This is a genomic window from Mesorhizobium sp. CNPSo 4688, from assembly GCF_057784295.1.
In genome coordinates this window covers 245,016-271,023 of the sequence record NZ_JBWLUY010000002.1, presented here as the reverse complement: position 1 = coordinate 271,023, position 26,008 = coordinate 245,016, and the positions used below count along the sequence as shown (strand labels likewise).

The 26,008-nt window shown below is 63.9% G+C and carries 24 protein-coding genes and 1 tRNA gene; 18 read left to right on the top strand and 7 right to left on the bottom strand.

Annotated features, from left to right (window positions below; genetic code table 11):
• Positions 1-244: 244 nt before the first annotated feature.
• From exbB to AC04SH_RS04275, 12 genes are all read left to right on the top strand, one after another.
• A complete protein-coding gene (gene exbB / locus AC04SH_RS04330; protein WP_488574064.1) occupies positions 245-1,243 on the top strand; it encodes a tonB-system energizer ExbB in 999 nt (332 codons plus the stop codon).
• Between the two features lie 6 nt (positions 1,244-1,249).
• Entirely contained in the window at positions 1,250-1,705 is a 456-nt protein-coding gene (gene exbD, locus AC04SH_RS04325) for a TonB system transport protein ExbD (protein WP_488574063.1), read from the top strand.
• Positions 1,702-2,649 carry an energy transducer TonB family protein gene (locus tag AC04SH_RS04320; RefSeq protein WP_488574062.1) on the top strand — a complete coding sequence of 316 codons (948 nt, stop codon included), beginning with the start codon at positions 1,702-1,704 and terminating at the stop codon, positions 2,647-2,649. Before exbD ends, AC04SH_RS04320 begins: the two co-directional genes overlap by 4 nt.
• Positions 2,650-2,845: 196 nt before the next feature.
• Positions 2,846-3,940, top strand: coding sequence for a transporter substrate-binding protein (locus tag AC04SH_RS04315; RefSeq protein WP_488574061.1), 1,095 nt, complete (start codon positions 2,846-2,848; stop codon positions 3,938-3,940).
• Entirely contained in the window at positions 3,937-4,566 is a 630-nt protein-coding gene (locus AC04SH_RS04310; RefSeq protein WP_488574060.1) for an ANTAR domain-containing response regulator, read from the top strand. Before AC04SH_RS04315 ends, AC04SH_RS04310 begins: the two co-directional genes overlap by 4 nt.
• A 19-nt stretch (positions 4,567-4,585) precedes the next feature.
• Positions 4,586-5,452, top strand: coding sequence for an ABC transporter permease (locus AC04SH_RS04305; RefSeq protein ID WP_488574248.1), 867 nt, complete (start codon positions 4,586-4,588; stop codon positions 5,450-5,452).
• Positions 5,449-6,369 (top strand): ABC transporter permease, encoded by a 921-nt coding sequence (locus AC04SH_RS04300; protein WP_488574059.1) that lies wholly within the window; start codon positions 5,449-5,451, stop codon positions 6,367-6,369. Before AC04SH_RS04305 ends, AC04SH_RS04300 begins: the two co-directional genes overlap by 4 nt.
• 44 nt (positions 6,370-6,413) lie before the next feature.
• Positions 6,414-8,057 carry an ABC transporter substrate-binding protein gene (locus AC04SH_RS04295; protein WP_436262277.1) on the top strand — a complete coding sequence of 548 codons (1,644 nt, stop codon included), beginning with the start codon at positions 6,414-6,416 and terminating at the stop codon, positions 8,055-8,057.
• Positions 8,047-8,991: an acetamidase/formamidase family protein gene (locus AC04SH_RS04290; RefSeq protein ID WP_488574058.1), complete on the top strand. Its 945-nt coding sequence runs from the start codon at positions 8,047-8,049 to the stop codon at positions 8,989-8,991. The genes AC04SH_RS04295 and AC04SH_RS04290 overlap by 11 nt, the downstream gene beginning before the upstream one ends.
• A 163-nt stretch (positions 8,992-9,154) precedes the next feature.
• On the top strand, positions 9,155-10,921 hold the full coding sequence (locus tag AC04SH_RS04285) for an ABC transporter ATP-binding protein (protein WP_488574057.1): 1,767 nt from the start codon (positions 9,155-9,157) through the stop codon (positions 10,919-10,921).
• Between the two features lie 133 nt (positions 10,922-11,054).
• Positions 11,055-12,005 (top strand): GNAT family protein, encoded by a 951-nt coding sequence (locus AC04SH_RS04280; RefSeq protein ID WP_488574056.1) that lies wholly within the window; start codon positions 11,055-11,057, stop codon positions 12,003-12,005.
• A 52-nt stretch (positions 12,006-12,057) separates the two neighbouring features.
• The gene (locus AC04SH_RS04275) at positions 12,058-13,269 is read left to right on the top strand and encodes a hypothetical protein (RefSeq protein ID WP_488574055.1); all 1,212 of its coding nucleotides are present in this window, start codon (positions 12,058-12,060) and stop codon (positions 13,267-13,269) included.
• Positions 13,270-13,315: 46 nt separating this feature from the next.
• Here the strand turns inward: AC04SH_RS04275 and AC04SH_RS04270 are convergent, their stop codons facing one another.
• The 3 genes from AC04SH_RS04270 to AC04SH_RS04260 form a co-directional block, all read right to left on the bottom strand.
• A complete protein-coding gene (locus AC04SH_RS04270) occupies positions 13,316-16,741 on the bottom strand; it encodes an acyl-[ACP]--phospholipid O-acyltransferase (protein WP_488574054.1) in 3,426 nt (1,141 codons plus the stop codon).
• 93 nt (positions 16,742-16,834) lie between these two features.
• Positions 16,835-17,122 carry a YiaA/YiaB family inner membrane protein gene (locus tag AC04SH_RS04265; RefSeq protein ID WP_488574053.1) on the bottom strand — a complete coding sequence of 96 codons (288 nt, stop codon included), beginning with the start codon at positions 17,120-17,122 and terminating at the stop codon, positions 16,835-16,837.
• Positions 17,123-17,187: 65 nt separating this feature from the next.
• Positions 17,188-17,874, bottom strand: coding sequence for a PspA/IM30 family protein (locus AC04SH_RS04260; protein WP_488574052.1), 687 nt, complete (start codon positions 17,872-17,874; stop codon positions 17,188-17,190).
• A gap of 108 nt (positions 17,875-17,982) precedes the next feature.
• Between AC04SH_RS04260 and AC04SH_RS04255 the strand changes: the two genes are divergently transcribed.
• Positions 17,983-18,591, top strand: a complete 609-nt coding sequence (locus AC04SH_RS04255) for a TetR/AcrR family transcriptional regulator (RefSeq protein WP_488574051.1) — start codon at positions 17,983-17,985, stop codon at positions 18,589-18,591.
• Positions 18,592-18,811: 220 nt separating this feature from the next.
• Here the strand turns inward: AC04SH_RS04255 and AC04SH_RS04250 are convergent.
• Positions 18,812-18,887, bottom strand: a tRNA-Ala gene (locus tag AC04SH_RS04250).
• Positions 18,888-19,048: 161 nt separating this feature from the next.
• Between AC04SH_RS04250 and AC04SH_RS04245 the strand changes: the two genes are divergently transcribed.
• Positions 19,049-19,339, top strand: coding sequence for a YggT family protein (locus tag AC04SH_RS04245; protein ID WP_477235365.1), 291 nt, complete (start codon positions 19,049-19,051; stop codon positions 19,337-19,339).
• A 13-nt stretch (positions 19,340-19,352) separates the two neighbouring features.
• A complete protein-coding gene (locus tag AC04SH_RS04240; RefSeq protein ID WP_488574050.1) occupies positions 19,353-19,664 on the top strand; it encodes a DUF167 family protein in 312 nt (103 codons plus the stop codon).
• A 172-nt stretch (positions 19,665-19,836) separates the two neighbouring features.
• Here AC04SH_RS04240 and AC04SH_RS04235 read toward each other — a convergent pair whose 3' ends face one another.
• The 3 genes from AC04SH_RS04235 to AC04SH_RS04225 are packed head-to-tail and all read right to left on the bottom strand — an operon-like array spanning position 19,837 to position 22,586.
• Entirely contained in the window at positions 19,837-20,718 is an 882-nt protein-coding gene (locus AC04SH_RS04235) for a MurR/RpiR family transcriptional regulator (protein ID WP_488574049.1), read from the bottom strand.
• Between the two features lie 27 nt (positions 20,719-20,745).
• Positions 20,746-21,813 (bottom strand): ABC transporter ATP-binding protein, encoded by a 1,068-nt coding sequence (locus AC04SH_RS04230; RefSeq protein WP_488574048.1) that lies wholly within the window; start codon positions 21,811-21,813, stop codon positions 20,746-20,748.
• Between the two features lie 2 nt (positions 21,814-21,815).
• The gene (locus AC04SH_RS04225) at positions 21,816-22,586 is read right to left on the bottom strand and encodes an SDR family oxidoreductase (protein ID WP_488574047.1); all 771 of its coding nucleotides are present in this window, start codon (positions 22,584-22,586) and stop codon (positions 21,816-21,818) included.
• Positions 22,587-22,762: 176 nt separating this feature from the next.
• Between AC04SH_RS04225 and AC04SH_RS04220 the strand changes: the two genes are divergently transcribed.
• From AC04SH_RS04220 to AC04SH_RS04210, 3 genes are all read left to right on the top strand, one after another.
• Complete coding sequence (locus AC04SH_RS04220; protein ID WP_488574046.1) at positions 22,763-23,995, top strand: ABC transporter substrate-binding protein; 1,233 nt, start codon at positions 22,763-22,765, stop codon at positions 23,993-23,995.
• Between the two features lie 305 nt (positions 23,996-24,300).
• Entirely contained in the window at positions 24,301-25,170 is an 870-nt protein-coding gene (locus AC04SH_RS04215; RefSeq protein WP_142869068.1) for a carbohydrate ABC transporter permease, read from the top strand.
• A complete protein-coding gene (locus AC04SH_RS04210) occupies positions 25,167-25,991 on the top strand; it encodes a carbohydrate ABC transporter permease (protein WP_023668609.1) in 825 nt (274 codons plus the stop codon). The genes AC04SH_RS04215 and AC04SH_RS04210 overlap by 4 nt, the downstream gene beginning before the upstream one ends.
• The last annotated feature ends 17 nt before the right edge of the window (positions 25,992-26,008 follow it).

The window sequence follows — 26,008 nt, the reverse complement described above, 5'->3', positions numbered from 1 at the left end:
AAAGACGATGCGCGGTTTCGCGCCAAAGACTGTTGGCCAAAAAGCCATCTTGTTTGTTGACTAGTAAACTCATGTTTTATAGTCAAGCGGGGGCGCGGCCGCCTGAATTGGTTTCCAGCGGCTGTGCCGTTTGAGAGAAAGCCAGAATCCGTGGCTGGTATTTTCGGCGTCGAGATGGGGGTGTTTGCGATCCCGTCACCGGCCCGCCCATCGGTTACGGGCAATGACGAAGCGAGGGCGAAGCGTGTCCAGAAATGGTTTGTTGGCGGCGCTGGCCGCGGTCATGCTGTCTGCCGGCAGCGCTGCTGCGCAAGAGCAGCCGAGCACGCAACCGGCAACACAGCCCAGGGTTACGACGGAACCAGCAACCGCCCAGCCGGCGCCAGTCGAGCCGCCAGCGGTGGTGGAAAAGGCGGCACCGGCTGTGCTTGCCGCGCAGACGTTACCAGCCGCCGGACAAGTCGCGCCGGCTGCGCCAGTGCCGGCCAGCCAGCCCGGCGCAACCGCGCAGCCTGATCCCTCGGCGATTTCGCTGACCCTGCCGCACGACCTGTCGCCCTGGGGCATGTTCATGGCCGCCGACATCATCGTCAAGGCGGTGATGATCGGGCTTGCCTTCGCCTCCCTCGTCACCTGGACGGTCTGGCTGGCCAAGTCGCTGGAAATCCTGTTCGGCAAGCTCAGCGCCCGGCGCGCCGCGCGCGCCATCGGCAATGCCGCCACCTTGCGGCAGGCCAGTCGTGCGCTGGGCAACAGCGGCGGCCCCGGCGCGCTGCTGGTTCAGGCAGCCGAGCAAGAAGCCGCGCTTTCGGCCAGCGCGCTCGACCACGTGACCGGCGACGGGCTGAAGGAACGCGTGACGTCACGGCTGTCGCGCATCGAGGCGGCTGCGGCGCGGCGCATGTCGCGCGGCACCGGCGTGCTGGCGACGATCGGCTCGACGGCGCCGTTTGTTGGCCTGTTCGGCACCGTCTGGGGCATCATGAATGCCTTTATCGGCATATCGCAGGCGCAGACCACCAACCTCGCCGTCGTCGCGCCCGGCATCGCCGAGGCGCTGCTCGCCACCGCGATGGGGCTGGTCGCGGCCATTCCGGCGGTGGTCATCTACAACGTCTTTGCGCGATCCATTTCCGGCTACCGGCAGATCCTCGCCGATGCCTCGGCCGGCGTCGAACGGCTGGTCAGCCGCGACCTCGATTTCCGCACGGTGCCGCAAGCGCCCGCGCTGGCGGCGGAGTGACGGGCCATGGCGGCTAGAATCCGCGAAAACATCGACGGCGATCTCGAGGAAAACCACGAGATCAACGTCACGCCGTTCATCGACGTCATCCTGGTGCTGCTGATCATCTTCATGGTCGCGGCGCCGCTGGCGACGGTTGACGTCAATGTCGACCTGCCGGGCTCCACCGCGACGCCGGTACCGCGGCCGGAAACGCCGCTGTTCCTGACGCTGAAGGACGATCTGACGCTGGCGATCGGCAATGACAGTATGCCGCGCGCGGCTTTTGCCGCCGTGCTCGACGGCAAGACAAAGGGCGACAAGCAGACCCGCATCTTCCTGCGCGCCGACAAGGCGGTCGGTTATGGCGAGCTGATGGAGGTGATGAATCTGCTGCGCGGCGCCGGCTACCTGAAGATCGCGCTGGTCGGGCTGGAGGTGCCGGCGGATCCGGCGGCGCCGCAACCAGGCGCCGTCCCATGACGCATCTGACCGCCGCCGTTCCCATGGCCGATCCGCCGCGTACAGGCGCGCGCGAGATCGGTTTGTGGACGGCTGCGGCTATTCTCATTGTCGGCGCGCATGTCGCGATCGCCTATGCCGTGCAGAATTTCAGCCTGGCCAACGAGATGGATGGCGGCCCGCCGCCGGCGGTGGCGATCGAACTGTCGCCGATGATGGTCGCACCGGCAGTGCCTGAGGACACGATGGCCGATGTGGTGACGCCGGAGCCGACGAACCAGGTCGAGGAGACCGTCGCCGACGCAAGACCCGTCGTGGAACCGGACGCCGACAAGCCGGAGCCGGTTGCCGATGAGACGGAAGCGGTTCAACCCGACGAGACCGCACCGGTCGAGACAGCGGCGGCCGAACAACCCGACCAGCCGCCGCTCGATGAGGTCGTGCCCGACATCGTCCCGACCGTGGCGCCGGACGTGGTCATTCCGCTGCCGCAGGCCAAGCCGGTGAAGGACAAGCCGGTCGAGAAGGCGAAGAAGGCGGTCGAAAAGCCCAAGCCGCGCCCGAAGAAAGAAAAGAAGGAAAAGGCCGCGCCGGCGAAAGCGGTCGTGACCGCCAGCGTCGATGCGAAGGCGGCTGCCAAAGCATCCGCGCCGAAGGCGTCGCAGTCGAGTGGGTCATCCGTCAGCCCGGCCAAGTGGAACTCGCAGTTGATTGGATGGATCAATCGGCACAAGCGTTATCCGAGCGCGGCAAGGCCGAGGCGGGCCGAAGGCACAGCGAATGTGACCTTCGTCGTCAGCGCCTCGGGCAAGGTGACCTCCGCCCGACTGACGCGATCTTCGGGAGACGCAGATCTCGATCGTGCAGCGCTCAGCGTTCTGCAGGGCGCCACGGTGCCGGCGCCACCGCCCGAGAAGGCCGGTACGTCTGTCGTGGCGCCTTTCGCGTTCACCCTGCGGAACTAGAATCAGTCGGACAGGACCGATCCTATCGCTCGGGCGGGCCACCCGTATGGGCTTGGCCACTTTCCCGCTTGACTGACCCGCCGGACCGAATACGCTAGCGCAAAATACCGGCTCTGATCGCCGGGCGGCAAATATGCCTCGTATGCCTCGCCCCTGCGGTGCTGGCTGCGGGGCATTGTCATTTCTGGGGTTTCGTTTGAAACGGCGTATCGAGATCGGCATCCTCTATTCGCGCTTGGGCAGCTATCAGCTGGTCTCCGATGCCTGCCGGATGGGCGCCATGCGCGCCATTGCCGACATCAATGCCGACCGCAGCTACGGCATCGAACTGGTGCCTATCGAGCGCGATCCGCAAAGCAATGCGGATCGCTATGCGACGCTCTGCGAAGACATCTTCAAGACCAGCAGCGCCCGCCATGTCGTCGGCTGTGTCACCTCGTGGAGCCGCAAGGAGACGATCCCCGTGCTGGAGAAGGCGGGCGGCATGCTCTGGTATGCCTGCCCCTATGAAGGCTTCGAGGCCAACGAGCATGTCGTCTACATGCACGCTTGCCCCAACCAGCATCTGGTGCCGCTGATGGCGCATGTCGTGCCGCGATTCGGCGCCAACGGTTTCCTGCTGGGGTCCAACTACATCTGGGGCTGGGAGATGAACCGCGTGGCGCGCGACCTCATCGCCGATGCCGGCGGCAAGGTGCTGGGCGAGCGCTATCTGCGCATCGGCGAGACCGATGTGTCGCGCCTGATCGCCGAAATCCGGGCAACGCGGCCGAGCTTCATCCTCAACAATCTGATCGGCACCTCGTCCTATGCCTTCCTGGCCGCCTATCGCGATCTGGGTGATGACGATGCCGCCTTCCGGTCGGAAAACTGCCCGGTCATTTCCTGCAATCTCACCGAGGGCGAACTGCCGGCGATCGGCGAAACGGGCAAAGGGCATCTGTCGGTCGGGCCGTATTTCGCGCCGCGGCCGGCGGCCTTCGCCTCGTCCTTCGAGGCCTCCGCCTATGCCTCGGTGCAAGTGATGGCCGACGTGATGTCGCGCGACGCCGACGCCGGCCCGGCGGAGTTTTCGAAGGCTTTCGCCGAGCGACGCTTCTCGACCCGGCTCGGGCCGATCGCCATCGACGCCCATTCACAGCATGCGACGCTGCCGGTGATCATCGGGCGGATCGCGGACGGCTTCTTCGAGGTCGTCAGCCGCGAGGACGAGGTTGCGCCGGACCCCTATCTGTCGCGCTACGACCCGGCCAAGACATTCGGCCGTCCGCGCCTGAGGGTGGTGTCGTGACCAGGGCGCGCATCCCCAATCTCGGCGGCGCCAGGGCCTTCATCCTGCATCGCCCGCACCCGACGGTGCAGGCCATCACAAGACAATTGTCGGCCATCGGCCTGATCACTGTCGACTGCTGGCCGGAATTGCCGCCTGGGGCGCTGGCGGCCGATTTCGTCTTCTTCGACGCCGATCTCGGCTTTGACGAGCAATTCCCGTGGCAGCCGGGCGAGGCGCCAATGCCGCTGGTGGCGCTGATCGGCTCCGAGGCGCCCGGCCGCATCGAATGGGCACTGTCGCACAAGGCCGATGCGCAACTCTTGAAGCCGGTCGGAAATGCCGGTGTGTACAGCGCGCTTCTGATCGCGAGGCAGAGTTTCGAGGCGCGAAAACATTTAGCCGGCGAAATTGCGTCACTGCGCCAGCGCGTCGCCGAGCGCCAGACCATCGTGCGGGCGGTGGCGGCGCTGTCGAAGGGCAGCGACGACGAGCGCGCCTATGCGCAGCTGCGCTCGCTGGCGATGAGCTGGCAGATCAGCGTCGAGGATGCAGCGCGCCGGATCGTGGCGATGACAAGTGAGGAAGGAACAGGCGAGGAAGCAACGGGTGAAGAAGGCGGCGATGACCAGTCCTATCGCGCCTGATTTCCCGACGCCTGTGCGCATGCCGGTCAAGCCGCGCGCCGGCGTCTGGCGCCGACTGATCAAACGCCGGCTGGCGCTGCTCGGGCTGGTCATCGTTGCCATCGTCGTCGCCGGCGCCATCCTGGCGCCGTGGCTGACCGGCTACGATCCCAACGAGCAGATGTTCGACGGCCTGACCATCGAGGGGTCGCCCTTACCGCCGAGCGCCCAGTACTGGCTCGGCACCGACCTGCTCGGCCGCGACCTGCTGACCCGCATCCTCTACGGCGCCCGCACCTCGCTGATCATCGGCATTGTCGCCAATGGCGTGGCGCTTCTGATCGGCACGCTGGTCGGCGTCACCGCCGGCTATTTCCGCGGCTGGGTCGGCAGCGCGCTGATGCGCTTCACCGATCTGATGATGGCGTTCCCAGCCCTGCTGCTCGCCATCTGCCTGGCGGCGGTGTTCCAGCCGAGCCTGTGGATCGTCGCCATGGTCATCGCGCTGGTCAACTGGGTGCAGACCGCACGCGTCATCTATACCGAAACATCCTCACTCGCTGAGCGTGAATTCATCGACGCTGAACGCACCATCGGCGCCGGTGCGCCGCGCATCCTGTTTCGCCACATCCTGCCGCATCTCCTGCCGACCATCATCGTCTGGGGCACGCTCGGCATCTCGACCACGGTGCTGTTGGAAGCGACTCTCTCCTTCCTCGGCATTGGCGTGCAGCCACCAACGGCGTCGTGGGGCAACATCATTTTCGAAAACCAGACCTATTTCCAGGCCGCACCCTGGCTGGTGTTCATTCCCGGTGCGGCGATCCTGGCGCTGGCGCTGGCCTTCAACCTGATCGGCGATGCGCTGCGCGACATCCTCGATCCGACGCAAAGAGGCCGGGCATGATCGCCTATCTCGGCCGCCGCCTGATCCAGTCGCTGCTGATCCTGCTCGGCGTCTCGCTGATCACCTTTGCGCTGCTCTACCTCTTGCCGGCCGACCCTGTGCGCCAGATCGCCGGCCGCAGCGCCACGCCGCAGACGGTCGAAAACATCCGCCAGCAGCTCGGCCTCGACCAACCCTTCGTCGTCCAGTACTGGCACTATCTGACAAAGCTCGTCAGCGGCGATCTCGGCCGCTCCTACATCCAGCGCTCAGAAGTCACCGAACTGATTGTCTCTCGGCTACCGGCAAGCCTGCTTTTGATGGTCGGCGCCATCCTGTGCGAATTGCTGATCGGCCTGAGCATGGGCCTGATCGCCGCCGTCAAGCGCGGCACCGCCACCGACCAGACCTTGATGGTCGCTTCCTTCGTCGGCGTCTCGGCGCCACAATTCGTCGTCGGGCTGTTGCTGCTCTACGTCTTTGCGGTGCGGCTGAGCTGGTTTCCGATCGGCGGCTACGGCACCTGGCGCCATCTGGTGCTGCCGTCGCTGACCATGGGCATACTCGGCGCCGGCTGGTATGCGCGCATGATGCGCTCGTCGATGATCGACGTGCTGCGCCAGGACTATGTCCGCACCGCCCGCGCCAAGGGTCTGGCGCGCAGCGCCATCATTTTCCGCCACGCGCTGCCCAACGCCATCCTGCCTGTCATCGCCATGATCGGCATCGACATCGGCATCTTCATGGGCGGCATCGTCGTCGTCGAAAGCGTGTTCGGCTGGCCCGGCATCGGCCAGCTGGCGTGGCAAGCCATCCAGCGCGTCGACATTCCGATCATCATGGGCGTCACGCTGGTCTCGGCCTTCGCCATCGTGCTCGGCAATCTGCTCGCCGACATCGTCGCGCCCTTTATCGACCCCCGCATCAAGCTCAGATGAAAACTCAACAAACTGAATAACAAAACAGAGAAAGGGAACATGTGATGAAGAGATTTCTGGCATCCACCGTCGCGGCCTCAGCGCTCGCGCTGATGCTCGGCATGGCAAGCGCACGCGCCGAAGACGCCGTCGACCCGAACGCCAAGCAGGGCGGCGAGATTGTCGCCACATACAAGGACGACGTCACGACGCTCGACCCGGCGATCGGCTATGATTGGCAGAACTGGTCGATGATCAAGAGCCTGTTCGACGGGCTGATGGATTACGAGCCGGGCACGACCAATCTGAAGCCGGACCTTGCAGAAAGCTACGAGATTTCGCCGGACGGCAAGACCTTCACCTTCAAGCTGCGCCACGGGGTGAAGTTCCACAATGGCCGCGAAATGACCGCCGACGATGTGAAATACTCGCTCGACCGCGTCACCAACCCGAAGACGCAGAGCCCGGGTGCGGGCTTCTTCGGTTCGATCAAGGGTTATGACGATGTCGTTGCCGGCAAGGCCGAAAGCCTCTCCGGCGTCACCGTCGTCGATCCCTATACGGTCAAATTCGAACTGAGCCGGCCCGACGCCACCTTCCTGCATGTCATGGCCATCAACTTCGCCCATGTCGTGCCGAAGGAAGAGGTCGAGAAATACGGCGCCGATTTCGGCAAGCACCCGGTCGGCACCGGCGCCTTCAAGCTTGCGGAATGGACGCTTGGACAGCGCATCGTCTTCGAGCGCAATCCGGACTATTGGCACAAGGGCCTGCCGCATCTGGACAAGATCACCTTCGAGGTTGGCCAAGAGCCGATCGTGGCGCTGCTGCGCCTGCAGAAGGGCGAGATCGACCTGGCTCTCGACGGCATTCCTCCAGCCAAGTTCCAGGAGGTGATGGCCGATCCAGAGCAAAAGTCGCACGTCATCGAAGGCGGCCAGTTGCACACCGGCTACATCACCATGAACACAACGATGGCGCCCTTCGACAATGTGAAGGTGCGCCAGGCCGTCAACATGGCGATCAACAAGGCGCGCATCGTCCAGATTATCAACAATCGGGCAGTGCCAGCCAACCAGCCGCTGCCGCCGTCAATGCCCGGCTACGACAAGGAATTCAAGGGCTATCCCTATGACGTCGCCAAGGCCAAGGCACTGCTCGCGGAAGCCGGCCATCCCGATGGTTTTGAGACGCAGCTGTTCGCCATGAACACCGATCCCAACCCGCGCATAGCGCAGGCGATCCAGCAGGATCTGGCGGCGATCGGCATCAAGGCCAGTATCCAGGCACTGGCACAGGCCAATGTCATTGCCGCAGGCGGCGACAAGGCCGGCGCGCCGATGATCTGGTCCGGCGGCATGGGTTGGATCGCCGACTTCCCCGACCCGTCGAATTTCTACGGACCTATCCTCGGCTGTGCGGGTGCTGTGCCCGGCGGCTGGAACTGGTCGTGGTACTGCAACAAGGATCTCGACGCCAAGGCGGCGGAAGCCGACTCGATGACCGATCCGGCCAAATCAGCTGAGCGCAACAAGATGTGGAGCGGGATCTACGACAAGATCATGGAGGACGCACCATGGGCGCCTGTCTTCAACGAGCAGCGCTTCACCATTAGATCCGCGCGCATGGGCGGCGCCGACAACCTCTATGTCGACCCGGTCCATGTCTTCATCAACTATGACAATGTGTATGTAAAAGATGTGCAATAGCTGCGACTACACCATCCACGGGCGCCATCACCATTTCGGCTGGGACAATTCCTTTGCCCCGGCCGAACGGGTGGTGCCCGGCTCGACCATCGAGTTCCAGTGCCTCGATGCGGGCGGCGGCCAGTTGAACGCCGACAGCACGGTCGCCGACGTCGCCAAGCTCGACTTCGAAAGGGTCAACCCGGTGACCGGGCCGATCTTCGTCGAGGGTGCGGAGCCGGGCGATGCGCTGAAGGTGACGATTGAAATGTTCAAACCGTCCGGCTTCGGCTGGACGGCGAACATTCCGGGTTTCGGCCTGCTTGCCGACGATTTTACAGAGCCGGCGCTGAACATCTGGAAATACGACGACGCCTCGCTCGAGCCGGCGCTGTTCGGTAAAAATGCGCGCGTGCCGCTGAAGCCTTTCGCCGGCACCATCGGCAACGCCCCGGCTGAGGTGGGGCTTCACTCGGTGGTGCCGCCGCGGCGCGTCGGCGGCAATCTCGACATCCGCGACCTCGCCGCCGGCACCACACTCTATCTGCCGGTGGAAGTGGCGGGTGCGCTGTTCTCGGTTGGTGATACGCATGCCGCGCAAGGCGACGGCGAGGTCTGCGGCACGGCGATCGAAAGCCCGATGAACGTCGTGCTCAAGCTCGATCTGGTCAAGGACGCCAGGCTGAAGACGCCGCGCTTCACCACGTCGGGCCCGGTGACGCGCCATCTCGACGCCAAGGGTTATGAGGTAACGACCGGCATCGGCCCGGACCTGATCATGGGTGCGAAGGAGGCGGTCGCCCAGATGGTCGACCTGCTGGCTGGGCGGTACCAAATCGATCCGGTCGAGGCTTATATGCTGGCTTCGGTGTGCGGCGACCTTCGCATCAGCGAGGTCGTCGACGTGCCGAACTGGGTGGTATCGTTCTATTTTCCGCGCTGCGTGTTTGAATGACGTCAGGTCGGCGCCGCACCCCCACCCCGCTGCTTCGCAGCGACCCTCCCCACAAGGGGGAGGGTAGAGCGCTGGCGCCCTACCTCCCCCTTGTGGGGAGGTCGGACCGAAGGTCCGGGTGGGGGTCGCGCCGGAATAAATCCTTCGCGGGATTGGCTTCGCGATGACCGGCGAAACAAACCCCGTCCTTGACATCGCCAACCTCTCCGTCAGCGTGCGTGGCGAGGACGGTGAGCGGGAGGTTGTCTCCAACCTGTCGCTGACGCTGGCGCGTGGCGAGACACTCTGCATTGCCGGCGAGTCTGGCTCCGGGAAGTCGATGACCGCACTGGCGATCATGCAACTCCTGCCGCAGCCGGCTGCGCGTATTTCGTCCGGCGAGATCCATCTCGGCGACACCGATCTGGCAACCCTCGACGAGCGCCAGATGCGGCGCATCCGCGGTGACCGCATCGCCATGATCTTCCAAGAGCCGATGACCTCGCTCAACCCGGTGCTGTCGATCGGTCGGCAGCTGACCGAATCCATCGAGGCGCATACCAGCCTGTCGCAGGCCGAGGCCCGCCAGCGCGCCATCGAAGCGCTCAAGGCGGTGCGCATCTCTGAAGCCGAAAGCCGGCTAAAACAGTTTCCGCATGAGCTGTCCGGCGGCATGCGCCAGCGGGTGATGATCGCCATGGCGCTGGCGCTCGAGCCCGATGTGCTGATCGCCGACGAACCGACGACGGCGCTCGACGTCACCGTGCAGGGCGAGGTGCTGGAACTGTTGCGCGACCTGCAGCGTCGGCACGGCACCAGTGTCATCTTGATCACCCACGATATGGGCGTGGTCGCCGAAATGGCCGACCGCGTCATCATCATGCGGCATGGCCGCATGGTCGAGGAGGGCAAGACCGTTGATATCTTTGCCCGACCGCAGGCCGATTACACGTGCGAACTGCTGGCCGCCGTGCCGCGCATCGGCAGCGGGGTCGGGCGCCAGAAATCCAGGGATGCGGCCGAGCTTTCGAAGCCGGCCAACGTCGCCGAGGTCAACGACCTGCATGTCCGCTTCGATCTGCGCGGCGGTGTCTTTGGCCAGGTCACCCGCCGCGTTCATGCCGTTGAGGGCGTCAGCTTCTCGATCTCGCCCAACGAGACGCTGGCGCTGGTCGGCGAATCCGGCTGCGGCAAGTCGACCACCGCCAAGGCACTGGCCGGACTGGTGTCGTATAGCGGTGACATCGTTATTGGCGGGCGCAATCTGTCGGGCCTCGGCCGCGTCGAGCGCAAGGCGGTGCGCCGCGACGTGCAGATGATTTTCCAGGACCCGTTCGCCTCGCTCGATCCGCGCATGCGTGTCGGCGATCTCGTCGCCGAGCCGTTGGTGATCCACGGCAACGCCTCGAAGGACGAGCGCCGCGATCGCGTGGCAGCGCTATTCGAGCGCGTCGGCCTGTCGGCCGACCAGATGGAGCTCTATCCGCACGAATTCTCCGGCGGCCAGCGCCAGCGCGTCTGCATTGCACGGGCGCTGGCGCTGCGGCCAAAGCTGATCATCGCCGATGAAAGCGTTTCGGCGCTCGACGTCTCGGTACAAGCGCGCGTGCTCGACCTGCTGAAGGAATTGCAGCGCGAATTCGGCGTCGCATATCTCTTCATCTCGCATGACATGGCGGTGGTGGAGAACATCTCCGATCGCGTCGCCGTCATGTATCTCGGCCAGATCGTCGAAATGGGCACACGCGACCAAGTGTTTTCCAACCCGCGCCATCCCTACACTAGGCGGCTGATCGAAGCCGTGCCGGTGCCAGACCCGGCGCAGCGCAGAATCCGATTCGCCCGCCTCGACCAGGAGATACCGAGCGCGACCCGCAAGATCGGCGAAGCGCCGCTGAAGCTGGCGCTGAACGATGTCGGCAACGGCCATCTCGTCGCTGCGGAAAGCTGAGCCCGCACTGGTCGGCGATTGCAGCTGTTCTTTTTGCCTTGTTGGACACAACCAGGCATTGCCGTATTCGGGTTTACCGCGCCTTAGGCGGCGGGAGGGATTATACTGGTTGGCTTGGCCTCAGGGGGAAACAGTGCTGAAGGCGGTTCTGCAGCTGCTACCGGGTCGGTTCATGGATGTGCGTATGCGCGTGTCCGACGGCTACGAGACGCGCGTCGTGGAGCGGCCCGGACGCTGGATGACGGCGGCCGATCTGGAGCAGCTGAGCAGCGATCTGCGGCTGGTGGCGTCGAAGACGCTGAAGGCCGGCAGCCTGACCTATGGCGTGTTTTCCGGCGATCGCAGCCGGCTGGAACATTCCATCATCACCATCGTCTACCGGCGCAGCGACGGGCGGCCGATCGCCTTCAACACGCTGGCGCTGATGGAGATCTCGCTGGCCGGCAAGCCCTATGAGGTGCTGCATCTCGGCCTCGTCATGGTCGATCCGGACGAGCGCAGCCGGGGGCTGAGCTGGATCCTCTACGGCCTGACCTGCTTCCTGATGTTCCTGCGCAACCAGCTGCGGCCGATCTGGATCTCCAACGTCACCCAGGTGCCCGCCGTCGTCGGCATGGTCGCTGAAGCCTTCACCAATGTGTTTCCGGGACCCCATGCCGGCGCGCGGCGGTCGCTGGCCCATGTGCTTTTGGCGCGGCAGATCATGGCGCGCCACCGCCATGTCTTTGGCGTCGGCCCCGAGGCGGGCTTCGACGAAGAGCGCTTCGTCATCACCAATGCCTATACTGGTGGATCGGACGATTTGAAAAAGACCTTCGACGAGGCGGCCAAGCATCGCGTCGAAACCTACAACGCGTTCTGCCGCAAAGAGCTTGACTATGGGCGCGGCGATGACGTGCTGCAGATCGGCCAGATGAGTTTTCAGTCCGCGCGCACCTATCTCGCCGACGCGGTGCCGCGCGGCTCGCTTGCCGCCCTTGCCGTGGCGGGTGCCGCCGCCACGCTGCAGCGGCTGGTGCTGCCGGTGGTTCACTGGGCGGATTCGAGCCGGCAATCGAATGTGCTGAGACCATGGACACGCTAGCGGCCTCAGATGCGGTGCGCCGTTTCACGCTCAAGCTGATGGCAGCGGAGCCATGAGTTTCGATGACACACTCGTCGCCGACACCATCACCTCGCTGGCGGCGCTGTTCGGCCTGCTGATCGTGATATCGGTCGTCGGCGGGCGCGACACCGGCGATCCGCTGTCGCGCCGCTTCCTGTTTGGGTTGCGGGTGCTGGCGGTGCTGCTCGCCTGCCGCATTCTGGACTGGACGACCGGCCTCGCCCTCTTCCGCTTCGTCACGATCGCGGCAGCGGGCCTGCTGCCGCTGGCCGCTCTTTTGCTGACTGAGGGCTTGCTGCGCCGGCATGCGCCGTTTGCGCTTAAATTCTTCGCCGCAAGTGGCGCCCTGCTGTTCCTCCTGCTGGCTATGATCCCGGAAAGCCTTGCAGAGCCATGGCGGATGGCGATGCTTCTGGCCTTCCAGTTCGGTGGTTTTGTCGCCATCGGCTGGCTGGTGATGACGCGCGATCGCGACAGCCTGTCGGCGGCCGAGAACCGCACCGTGGAGCGGATGGCGCTGTCGCTGCTGCTGATCCTTCCGTTCATGGTCACCGACTATCGGCCCGGCCTGTTCGAAGTGCCGGTGCGGCTCGGCGGGATCGCCATCCTGTTCCTGTGCTGGCTGACCATTGGTCTCGGGCGGGCGAGCCTCGGCCATCGCGACACGATCGGCGCTTTCGCCGTCATCGCGTTGAGCTCGGTGTTTGCAGGGCTGGCGCTGGGCGGCATCGACGATCTCGGCTGGCGCGGCAGCGTGCAGGGTGTGGTGATCGTGCTTTCGGCGACGCTGCTGGCGGTGATCTACAATGACAGCGTCAGCCTGACCGCCGAAAAGCGCCGCGACTCGCTGCTGAAGCATATGGCCGAGGGCGACCTCACCGATTCGGCGCGCTTCCTGCGCGGGCTGCAGCACCATATCCTCGTCGACGGCGCCTTGATCCTGCCGGCCGCCGACCTCGGCGATTTCGACCTGAAGGTGCTGGCGCGGGCGCTGGAGCAGGAGCCGGTGCGCTCGGTCGCCGATGCGCAGCCGGATGCGCCCGTCGACCAGGATATACGCGAGCAGCTGGCCTGGCTGTTTGAGAAATACGAGGCGACGCATGTGCTGCTGGCGACACTCGACCCGTTGGCCGTGGTCGCGCTCAACATGCCGGCGATGGCATCGTCGCCCGGCGTGGAAATGGAATTGCGCGCCGTGCAGCGCATGGCCATGCTGATAGCGCAGCGGGAGGCCGTGACGTGACGACAAGAAGGGCCGGCGTTTTGTGCCGACCCGTCTTGTGAGTGGATCAGGCGGCCTTGGTCTTCAAGGCCTCTTCGTCTCGGACCATCTTGGTGACGGCGGCGAAGTCGAGCTTGCCGGAGCCGAGCACCGGCACTTTTGAGACGACCCGCACCTCGGCCGGCACCATCAAATCCATGGCGCCAGTGGCCTTGGCGAAAGCCAGGAAGTCCGCACGGGCCGCGCCGGGTGCCTCGGTGATGAGGATCAGCTTTTCGCCCTTGCGTGCGTCGGGCACGGTCGCGACCGCCGACAGCGCGCCTTTCCACAATTCGCCGGCCAGCGCTTCGACAGCCGCCAGCGAGATCATCTCGCCGCCGATCTTGGCGAAGCGCTTGGCGCGGCCGCGAATGGTGATGAAGCCGCCCTCGTCGATGGCGACGACGTCGCCTGTATCATGCCAGCCATTCTCTAGCGGTTCGAGCACGCCGGGCTTCTCGGCCCGGAGATAGCCGGCCATGACGTTGGGTCCGCGCACGAACAGCCGTCCGCCATCGTCGACGCCAGGCACCGGGTCGAGGCGATATTCCATGCCGGGCATGATCTTGCCGACGGTTCCGGAGCGGTTGTACATCGGCGTGTTGATCGAGATCACCGGTGCCGTTTCGGTGACGCCGTAGCCCTCGAGGATGCGCACGCCGAACTTCTCCATGTAGGTCATGCGCGTCGCTGCCTTGACCGGTTCTGCGCCGGCAAAACAATAGCGTATCGAGCGGAAGTCGTAGGGGTGCGCGGTGCGCGCATAGCCGGACAGGAAGGTGTCGGTGCCGAAGATGATCGTCGCGTTCGAGGCGTAGATCAGTTCCGGCACGATGCGGTAGTGCAGCGGCGAGGGGTAGAAGTACACCGGCACGCCCGAGATCAGCGGCAGCACCGTGCCCGCCGTCATGCCGAAGGAATGGAAGATCGGCAGCACGTTGAAGACCTTGTCGCCCGAATGGAAGTCGATGCGCGACGCGGCCTGGGCGGCGTTGGCCAGGATGTTGCGGTGGGTCAGCACTACGCCCTTCGGCGTGCCTTCCGAACCCGAGGTGAACAGGATCACCGCGGGATCATCAGGCTTGCGGGGCACGCGCGGCGTCGACTTGCGCAGCAGGCCGAGCAACTTGTCTTTCAGGCCGATGGTCGTCCTGAGATCGTCGAGCCAGACGATGTCGACCGAGCGGCCAAGTTCCTCGACCACGGCGCCGAGTTTTGCCTGTTCGACGAAGGCGCGAGACGTGAGCACGGTACGGACTTCGGCCGCCTTGCAGGCTGACAGGATGTTGGCCGCACCGGCGGTGAAGTTCATCATCGCCGGAACCTTGCCGGCCGACATGACGCCGAGCAGCGCGGCGCAGGCGCCGTTGGCGTTGGGTAGCATGATGCCCAGCGTCTGCTCATCGGCATAGAGGTGCTCGAACTTCTCGCCGAGCACGGCGGCAGCGGTCAACAGCTTGCCGTAACTCAGCGAACCGGTGACCGGATCTTCCACGGCGAGTTGCTTCATGCCGCGTTCGTTGGCTGTCTGGATGATCTTTTCCAGCACGGTCTTGTCGATGTCCTGGGTGCGGAAGACGAGATCCGACATCACCTGGTAGAGGGCAGACCCCGCCGCGGCGCGGCGCTTGCGGCCCTTCAGCTCCTGCGGCACTTCGAGCTTGACCGGTTCCAGAATGGTCACCTTGACCTTCGGGAACAGACGACGGCGCACATGCTGCGAGCTCAGCCGCGAGAAGTAGGTCTTCTCCAGCCCGTCGATACGCACCGGCACAACCATCGAGCCGGTCTTGTCGGCGACCATGGCAGCGCCGTCATAGACCTTCATCAGGCCACCGGTGACAGTGATGCGGCCCTCCGGGAAGATGACCAGCGGGTCGCCGCCCTGCACGACCTTAATCAGCGTGCGGGTGGACATCGGCTTGGCCGGATTGAGCGGCAAAGCGCGGGCAAGTTTCATGAACGGCTTCATCCACCAGGCCTGGGCGATGAAGTAGTCGATGGCGAAGACCGGCTCTTCGTCGGTCAAAGTCAGCGCCAGCGGACCGTCGAGGAAGCTGACATGGTTGAGCGCCAGGATCGGCGCCTTGCCGGCTGCCTTGAGGTTGTCCATGCCCTCGACCTCCAGGCGCAGGAAGGCGCGGAACAGGATGGAGACGAAATCGCGGAAGGGGTTGGTCGGCAGGAATTTCAACATCAGCCAGGCAGCAATCGCATTGGCCGCGGCGAGGCCGAACAGAATGCCACCGGTGGAGACTTTCGTCTGGATAACGGCGACAACAACACCGCCGACGGTCATGAAGCCGGCATTGACGATGCTGACGGCAGCGACGACGCGGGCGCGGCGCGCCTCGGGCGACCAGGCCTGCACGGCGGCGAAGGTCGGCACCACCAGGAAGGCGGCTGCAATGGCCATGCCGGCAAGGTCGATGGCGACGCGGATCGTGTTCGGGCCGGCGAAGAATGCGACAAGGGTTTCTGCCTGGGGCGAAGGCGTCATGCTCCAGATGGTCCAGGCGAGATGCAGGCCGAACAGCGCCAGCAGCGCCGTGCCGACCGGTGCCGGAAGAAGCACGATGCGGCCCTGCGACATCCAGGCGGCGATGGCCGAGCCGATGGCGATCGAGACGGCGAAGACCGCGAGATAGACGGTGACCGCCATCTCGTTGCCGCCGAGCGAATCCTTGACCAGGGTCGGCAGGATCGACAGCACGATGGCGCCGATCAGCCAGAACCACGAGGTCATCAGGCCGGCGCGCCAGATGCGCAGGTCGGTGCGCAATTCGGCGACCTGACGCCAGGTCGAGCGGAAGATGTTCCTGTCGATGACGAGGTCGGGCGCCGCCGAACCGGTGGATGGGATGTAGCGGCTGACGAGCCAGCAGCCGACGGCGAGCGCCATCATGATCGGTCCGAACACTGTGGCGCCGATGCCATCGGCGGAAACGACGCCGCCGGCAATGGTGCCGCCAAGGATTGCGGCAAAGGTGGCGGACTCGATCCAGGCGTTGGCCTTGGGCAGTTCCTTGCGCTCGAGGTGATCCGGCAGGATGCCGTATTTGATTGGCCCGAACAGCGCCGAGATGATGCCGAACATCAAGAGCGCCACCATCAGCACGGGAATGGACGACAGCGCGATGCCGACGACGGAGACACCTGCGGCGGCGATCTCGGCGAATTTCAGTCGCTTGGCGATAAGCGCCTTGTCGAAGCGGTCGGCAATCTCACCGCCAAGCGCGGACAGGAACAGGAAGGGGGCCATGAAGACGGCGCCCGCCAGGGTGACCAGAGACGCCGCCTGATCCGCCGCCAGCGTGAACAGAATAAGGAACACCAGCGTGTTCTTCAGGAAATTGTCGTTGAAGGCGGACAGGAACTGCGTCCAGAACAAAGGCGCAAAGCGCCGGGACGTCATCAGATGAGCTGTGGGACGGTTGATCGGGGCGATTTCCATAGCGGCGACTTCCATTGGGCAAGACCGGTGAAATCCTGTTGGGATCGATCAGCGGTCTTGCGCGGTTTGAGCCTTGTTTTAGCGGGAACCCGGTTACACTTCGTTACTGCGGCTGACATCCATCAGCAGTTTCTCGGTCTTGGCGTCTTCCAGCCGGTTGATGAAACGGCTTGCCTCTTCCGCGTCGCGCAGCGTCTTGGTGATGGTGATCGAGGTGTGCACGAGCATGATGGCGGCCATGGCATAAAACCCCTTGGCGGCGAAGCTTGCCTCCATGAAGTAGATGCCGCCCGCCATCATCGTGGCGGCAACGACGAAACTGGCCATGGTGAATGTCTTCCAGGCGGCTGTGTCCTTGGGTGCGTAGGTGTTGGGGGTCATCGGTATAATCCTTTCGTTTCAGGGTTAGGTTGGTTGGGCGTGGGTCTGTTTCAGGCCGGATACAATCAGGCCGGCTTGGCCATGGTCTTCGCCAGCCGTTCGAGCACGGCGTCGGCGCTGCTTCTGAGCGGAGCACCGCAGCCGGCGGCTGCAAGCTTTTCGCTGACCGCGGCCGGATCGCCCGACTGCTCCATCTCGGCCATGGCAGCCGCGGTGGCGTCGATCTGCTTTTGCCGTGTGCGCAGGCGCAGCAGCGTCTCCTCGGCGTCCCTGAGCGCCGAGAGGCTGGAGCCCGGAGCGCTTTCGCGCAGGCGCTGGGTCGAGTCGACCGCTGCAACGATGCGCTGGCCGCGCTGCAATTCACGCAGGCGCATTTCAGAGACACGAATAATCCGCTTCAGCCGTTCGATTTCGGTGCTGAAGCTCTTCTGCGCCTCGCTGGAGGCATCGCGTTCGGCTTCGAGCATGGCGATGGTTTCGGCCGCCTCGCGGGCCAGTTCATTCTGTCCCTGCTCGATCGCGGCGATGGTGCGCTTCTCCAGGTCGTCGATGCGGACGACCAGCTTCTTGAACTGCGCGACTTCCTGTTCGTTCTGGGCGATGGCAATGGCGACCGCCCGGCGGGCAGCGGCGATGGCGTCGGCGCAGTCGCGGATCTGCTGGCGCAGGATCACCAGCGCGTTGCGGTCGACGACCCCCTCGGCGGCTTCGTAGCTGCGGCCGCGAACGAGAGCAAAAAACTGTTTCAACATTCTCGTTTCTCCTCTATGAACGTTGTTCACGAATGCAACGTAACACATCGTGAACGGCGTTCAAGAGAAAAATGAACGGTGTTCATAAATCTCGCATAGGGAAGGTTAATGACGGCAAAACGGGACGCCAAACGTGAGGATCTCAGGGGCAGGCTGATCGAGGCCGCGCAAGCGCGCATTCAAGCCTCGGGGCTCGCCGGGCTGCGCGCACGCGACATCACGGCCGATGCCGGCTGCGCGCTGGGAGCGCTCTACACCGCCTTTGCCGACCTCGACGAGCTCATCCTGCACGTCAATTCGATTACGCTGGCGCGGCTGGGAGAGGCCTTGCAGCAGGAGGCGACGGGCGCCGCAGAGCCAAGGGCGAGGCTGAAGGCGCTGGCCAAGGCCTATCTCGGCTTCGCCCGCGACAACCGCATGGCATGGAAGGCGCTGTTCGAGCACCGCATGGCGCCAGGCGTGGCGGTGCCCGAATGGCATCTGGCGGAACATGCGGTGCTGATCCAGCATCTGGTCGAGCCGCTTGCCCAGCTGCTCCCCGCGCTGGACTCGCACGATCTGCTGGCCCGCGCGCGCACCCTGTTCTCCGCCGTCCACGGCATCGTCGCCATCTCGCTTGAGGACCGGTTCGTCGGCCTCGCGCCCACCGACCTCGAAGGCGAGCTGCTGGGTTTCGTCGACACGCTGGTCAGCGGGCTGGAGACGGAAAGAGAATGAGCTGAGGCGATCGGCTCTTGCCTCACGGCTCGGGCACGCTGCTGTTCATTTCCAAGGCGCGCTGGGAGGAAACCGCCAAGCAGCGCGACAAATCATCATCTGACGACCAGCTATTCGCTTGCCCTGGCACCTTATCTCGCAGCGAAGGCGGGCTTTAGCAGGCGCCGAGTCGAACTGTCTTCCAGAGATGCAGACGCGACAGGCCCGGGAAAAATTCCGCTGGTGGAGCTGAGGAGGATCGAACTCCTGACCTCGTCATTGCGAACGACGCGCTCTCCCAGCTGAGCTACAGCCCCGTCCAGCGGATGGCGCATTTATCGAAGGCTGCGGTTTCCTGTCAAGGCACTGTCCTGCCGAAATCCCTTGCCGCGATGCGCAGCGACAGGTGCTGTGCAAAGGCTGCCCTTGCCGGTTCCGCGCGCAATGGCTACATGTCGGCGACAATTTGGAGACCGGCATGCTCGCCCTTATTCAGACCATCGTCATGGCGCTTGATATCTACTGGTGGATCATCATCGCCTCGGCGATCTTTTCCTGGCTTTATGCCTTCAACGTCGTCAACTCGCGCAATCAGTTCGTCAGCAGCATCGGCAACATGCTCTACCGGCTGACCGAGCCGGCGCTGCGGCCGATCCGTCGGTTCATGCCCGACCTTGGCGGTGTCGACATCTCGCCGATCATCCTGCTTTTGCTCCTGTTCTTCCTCAGGCAGCTCATCCTCACCACGATAGCGCCGCTGGTCCTGTGAGGCCGAAGATCGCTTGAGCGCGCCTTTTCGTAGCCGCGAGAATGGCATCGACCTGTTCGTCCGGCTGACGCCGAAGTCTTCCGCGGACAGGCTTGAAGGCGTCGAAATATCGGCGGACGGGCGAAGCTATTTGAAGGCGCGCGTGCGCGCCGTGCCGGAGAATGGTGCGGCCAACGCCGCGCTGGAGCGGCTGATTGGTAAGGCGCTCGGTGTGCCTGCATCGACCGTGTCGGTTGTCGGTGGAGGTACTTCACGGCTGAAGACACTGCGTGTCGCGGGTGATCCGGCTGTGCTGGCGCTGCGCGTTGAAACGCTCAGCGGCTGATCGAAGATCCAGCGTTGCAGCATGTACACCCTTGATCTGTCGGCGGGACAGCGCTCCCCTCTGTCCTGCCGGCTTTCGTCGCTCGCAAAGCCAAGCAATTGGTTTTGCGTCCGCTATGCGGACCGCTCCTCAACCCCCACGAGAGGGGAGATTGGCAGCTTCCGCGTCGCTCTCAATCGCCCAGCGGCAATTTGGGATCATCGACCTTCAGCGTGTTCACGCTCTGCTTGATGCGGCGCAAATTTTCGAGAACCCTGGGTCCGCGCGTCTCAGCGACCGAGGTGACGATCATGTCGACGATCGACAGCAGCGCATAACGCGATGAGGTCGGTTTGTAGATGTTGCCGTCTTCCAGCGACTGGAAATGGATGACCGTGTCGGCGGCCTTGGCGAGCGCGGAGTCGGGCGGGGTGATGGCGATTGTGGTGGCGCCATATTGCTGGGCGACCTGCACCGCATCGATGACCGAGCGCGCATAGCCGGAGACGGAAAAGGCGATCAGCGTGGTCTCGGGTGTGGCGACGGCGGCATACATGCGCTGCAATTGCCCGTCGACCTGCGCCAGCACCGGTACGCCCAGCCGGAACAACCGGTTCTGCATCTCGGTCGCCATCATCGAGGAAATGCCGCCGGAGCCGATGCACAGCACATTGCCCGAATTGACGATGCGCGCAGCGACGCCAACAAGCGTCTTCATGTCGAGGTTTTCGCTGGCGCGCTGGATGGCGGCTATCGCCGCTTCGGTGATGGCGGTCGCGATGCGCTGCTCGCGCGCGTCACGGCTGAGCGGTTCGGGCGACAGATACTGGCCGCCAATGGCGATCGCCTGCGCCAGATAGAATTTGAAATCGCGCAAGCCCTCGCAGCCGAGATTGCGGCAGAAGCGGGTGACCGTCGGCTCGCTGACGCCGACACGCGCGGCAATCTCGGAGATTGCCGCCTTGGAAGCAAAATCGAGGTCGGACAGCACGAGGCCGGCCAGGCGGCGGTCCGATTTGGTGCCGTCCTGCGACATCAATTGCAGACGCGTGATGATGTCGGCCGGCGTTCTCATTTCTGGGTTTTCGTTTTCATGGCGCCTTCATAGCGGCAAGCCCGTCGCCGTGTCGAACAGATGGATGTTGCCCGGTGCGACCGAGACCGGCAGCAATTCGCCCGGTTTCACCTGCACCCGGTCGCGGAACACGGCGCGCACCGTATCACTGCCGATGGCGCCATAGACATGGGTTTCCGAGCCGGTCGGCTCGACGACATCGACCTTGATCGCCATCGCGTCGGCAGCATCGCCGATGACGAAGTGTTCGGGCCGGATGCCGGCCTCTACCGTGCTGCCTGCCGGCACCGTCTTGCCGCCGAGCGCCAAACGTCCGCCACCGGCCGATTCGAACCAGGTCTTTTCGGGCGTGGTCTTCAGCGCCCCGGACACAAAGCTCATCGACGGCGAGCCGATGAAGGAGGCGACGAATTTGTTGGCGGGACGGTCATAGAGTTCCAGCGGCGCGCCGACCTGCTGGATCTTGCCGCGGTCCATCACCACGATGCGGTCGGCCATGGTCATGGCTTCGATCTGGTCGTGGGTGACATAGACGATGGTCGATTTCAGGCGCTGGTGCAGTGCCTTGATCTCGGTGCGCATCTGCACACGCAGCTGAGCGTCGAGATTGCTGAGCGGCTCGTCGAACAGGAACACCGAGGGTTCGCGCACGATGGCGCGGCCCATGGCGACACGCTGGCGCTGGCCGCCCGACAACTCCCGGGGGTAGCGGTCGAGATAGGAGAACAGATTGAGGATGCCCGACGCCTTCTTGACCTTCTCATCGATGGCCGGGCGCGCCTCGCCGCGTATCTTTGGACCGAAGCCGATATTGTCTGCCGCCTTCAGGTGCGGAAACAGCGCATAGGACTGGAAGACCATGGCGATGTTGCGCTGCTGCGGCGGCAAATCGTTGGCGCGCACGCCACCGATCAGCAGATCGCCTGAGGTGATCGGCTCCAGCCCGGCCAGCATGCGCAGCAAGGTCGACTTGCCGCAGCCGGAAGGGCCGACGAGCACGACGAACTCGCCGCTTTTGATGTCGAGGCTGATGTTCTCGAGGATCTTGTGCCGTCCGAAGGATTTCGACAGGTCGCGGAACTCGACATCGGTCATGGTCAGGCTCCCAAAATATCGTCGATGAAGGGCAGGAAGCCGGCGGTCAGCCCGGCATCCACCGGCACCACCGCGCCTGTTATGCCCGATGCGCGTTCCGAGGCGAGGAAGGCCACCGCCTCGGCCACTTCCGCGGCATCGACGATGCGGCCGAGCGGATAGAGCCGCTGCAGCTTGCCCAGAATATCAGGGTTCTTGGCCAGGCGATGGTCCCATGCGGCGGTGCGGATCGAGCCGGGGCAGACGACATTGGCGCGCAGGCCGCTGCGTCCTAGCTCCACCGCGACCGCTTTCGCATAGGCGTTGATGCCGGCCTTGGCCGCGGCATAGGCGGGGTTGCCGAAATGGGAAATCGCATTGACCGAGGAGATGAAAACCACGTTGCCCGAACCACGCGCCGCCATCGCCTTGATCAGCGGATCGGCGAACAGCATCACCCCGGTCAGATTGAGGTCGAGTTCATGCTCGATCTTGTCGGGAGTCAATGCCGCAAGCGTCTCGGCGCGCGTCCAGCCGGCATTGTTGATCAGGATGTCGGGGACGCCGTCTTTCCCAAGGATCGCTGGTATCGCCTCTTCGATGGAAGCCCGGTCGAGCAGGTCGAAGACGTAGCGCGACGCCAGATGCGGACTGCCAAGCTGGTCTTCCAACTGGTCGCAGCCGATCACCCGCGCGCCGCGCTCAGCCAACAGCGCCACGATGGCCGAGCCGAGGCCGCCGCCGGCGCCGGTTACCAGCACAGTCTTGCCTGCAAATTCGGCCTTCGAAACCACCCTGCGCGTCTCCTTGGGTCTACGATAGTCGCAAAACGCTATTTTAAGAAATGTAATTAAGCAACAGGATAATCCGCTTGCGCAGCGCCAAATGATGGATAATGTAGGAAAGTCACATAAAGCTGAGGTCGCTGAAAGCCGCAAGTGCACAGGCGCCAATCAATGGGAGAGATCATATGACGCTCGCGAAATGGACCATAGGCCTGATGGCCGGAATGAGCATGCTGGCGCTGACGGCGCAGGCGGACGCCGGCGAAGTGCGCGTCACCGTCGCCGAATACAGCGCCAAGACCGGGCCGTATTTCGAAGCGGTGAAAAAGGAATTCGAAGCCGCCAACCCGGGCATCACCGTCAAGTTCGAAGTGGTGCCGTGGGATGTGCTGCTGCAGAAGCTGACCACCGACATCACCGCCGGCACCAATGCGGATCTCTCCATCATCGGCACGCGCTGGCTGATCGATTTCGTCCAGCAGGACGTCGCCGAGCCGCTGGACGGCTACATCAAGCCTGACTTCAAGGACCGCTTCATCGACACCTTCCTGTCGCCCTCGATCATGGACGGCAAGACCTACGGCCTACCGATCGCCGCTTCGGCGCGGGCGATGTACTACAACAAGGAATTGTTCGAGAAGGCCGGCATCGCCAACCCGCCGGAAACCTGGACCGAACTGCAGGAAGATGCGCGCAAGATCAAGGCGCTGGGCTCCGGCACGTTCGGTTTCGGCCTGCAGGGCAAGGAGATCGAGACCGACGTCTACTACTACTATGCGATGTGGTCGCAAGGCACCGAGATCCTCAACAAGGACGGCACTTCCGGCTTGAGCACGCCGGGCGCGCTCGAAGCCGCCAAGCTATACAAGTCGATGATCGACGAGGGCCTGACGGAACCGGGCGTCACCTCCAACAACCGCGAGGACGTCCAGAACCTGTTCAAGCAGGGCAAGGTCGGCATGATGATCACCGCACCCTTCCTCTCCAACCAGATCAAGGACGAGGCGCCGAACCTGAAATATGGCGTGGCCGCCATTCCGGCCGGTCCGACCGGCGCGCGCGGCACGTATGGCGTCACCGATTCCATCATCATGTTCAAGAATTCCAAGAACAAGGATGAGGCCTGGAAGCTGCTCGACTTCCTGTTCACCACCGAACAGCGCGCCAAGTTCACGCAAGGGGAAGGCTTCCTGCCGGTGAACAAGGAAGAGGCCAAGATGGATTATTACGTCAACAATGCCGACCTCGCCGCCTTCACCGCACTTCTGCCCGACGCCCGTTTCGCGCCGGTCATCCCGGGCTGGGAAGAAGTCGCCCAGATCACCTCGGATGCCATGCAGAAGATCTATCTCGGCGGCGACCCCGAGGCGGGCTTGAAGGAAGCGGCTGATAAGGCCAACGCCGTGCTGAAGAAATAGGGCGTATCTCCCTGCGCCCGGCGCGCCTGTCTCAATCGGGGCGCGCCACTACTTTCAGTCTTCAGCAGAAAGACAGTTCGTCGATGTCAGCGCCGCCCCTCATTGCCCTGCCGGGCATTTCTCCCCGTATAGTGACGGGGAGAAAGGGCCGACCGGAGCCTCGGCGCTTTTCCTGCCACGCTGGCGATTGGCGAAATCATCAATGAGAGCGACCCCTCTCCCCGTCACTATACGGGGAGAGGATGCCGGCAGGCAGGTGAGGGGCGGCGTCAACGCCCGGAAAAGAGCTCGGGACTGAACGAACGATGCAAAATCGCTTCCTGCCCTATCTGCTGACCTTGCCCAGCCTGCTGCTGGCGGCTGTGGTCATCTTCTGGCCGGTCTGGGACCTGATCCAGATCTCGACGCATGATGTCAGCCGCTTCGGCCAGCTGCGTGACTTCAACAATTTCGCCAATTACGCCGCCTTCCTCGCCGATCCCGATTTCCTGGCAGCCCTCTGGCGCACCGGCCTGTGGACCGTGCTGGTGGTCGGCGGCGCGCTGCTGTTGTCGGTGCCGGTGGCGATGATCCTCAACACCGATTTCTACGGCCGCGGCATTGCCCGCGTCATCATCATGCTGCCCTGGGCGGTGTCGCTGACGATGACGGCGGTGGTCTGGCGCTGGGCGCTCAACGGCGAAAGCGGCATGCTGAATTCGGCGCTGATCGGGCTTGGCCTGATCCATGAGAACATCCAATGGCTGGCGCGCGCCGAGACGGCATTCCCGATGCAGGTGCTGATCGGCATATTGGTGACGGTGCCGTTCACGACGACGATCTTCCTCGGCGGCCTGTCGTCGATCCCCGACGATCTCTACGAGGCGGCGGCACTGGAGGGGGCGACGCCGCTGCAGCAATTCCGCGAGATCACCTTTCCGCTGCTGAAGCCGTTCATCAACATCGCCATCGTGCTCAACACCATCTACGTCTTCAACTCGTTCCCGATCATCTGGGTGATGACGCAAGGCGGGCCGGCCAACTCAACGGACATACTGGTCACCCATCTCTACAAACTGGCTTTCCGCATCGGCAAGCTGGGGGAGGCGTCGGCGGTGTCGCTGCTGATGTTCGCCATCTTGCTGATCTTCACCATGATCTATGTGCGCCTCGCCATGCGGGAGCAGCGGACATGACGCCCAAGCTGAAGCGCACGATCATCGCCTGGCTGCTGCTTTCGCCGCTGCTGGTGGTGACGATCTTCCCCTTCGCGGTGATGTTTCTGACCGCGGTCAAGCCACGGCAAGAAGTGCTGTCGCCGACCTGGTGGCCGAGCGAGTTCCACTGGTCGAATTTTGCCGACATGTGGGTGGCGACCGGCTTCGGCCAGGCGCTGGCCAATTCGCTTTATGTCTCTGTCATTGCCACTGTCGGCGCCATCCTGATCTCGGTACCGGCGGCTTACGCCATGTCACGGTTTCGCTTTGCCGGCTACGGCGCCTTCCGCCAGTTCCTGCTGATCTCGCAGATGATCTCGCCGATCGTGCTGGTGCTTGGTCTGTTCCGGCTGATGGCCGCCTGGGGTCTGATCGAATCGACCACGGCGCTCGGGGTCATCTACATGGCCTTCAACGTCGCCTTCACGGTGTGGATGCTGCAGAGCTATTTCGACACCATCCCGCGCGACCTCGAGGAGGCCGCCTGGATGGAAGGCGCCGGCCGCTGGCTGACCTTGCGCAAAGTGTTCCTGCCGCTCTGCCTGCCGGCGATAGCGGTGACCGCCATCTTCACCTTCATCAATGCATGGAACGAGTTCGTCGTCGCGCTCACCATGCTGCGCAGCCAGGAAAGCTACACGCTGCCGATCCAGGTGTTTTCGCTGGTCGCCGGCCGCTACACGATCGAGTGGCACCATGTGATGGCGGCGACACTGCTGGCGACCTTGCCGGTGGCGATCCTGTTCATCTGGCTGCAGCGCTATCTCGTCCGGGGGCTCGCGCTCGGGGCGGTCAAATAGCCTTCTTACGGAGCTTC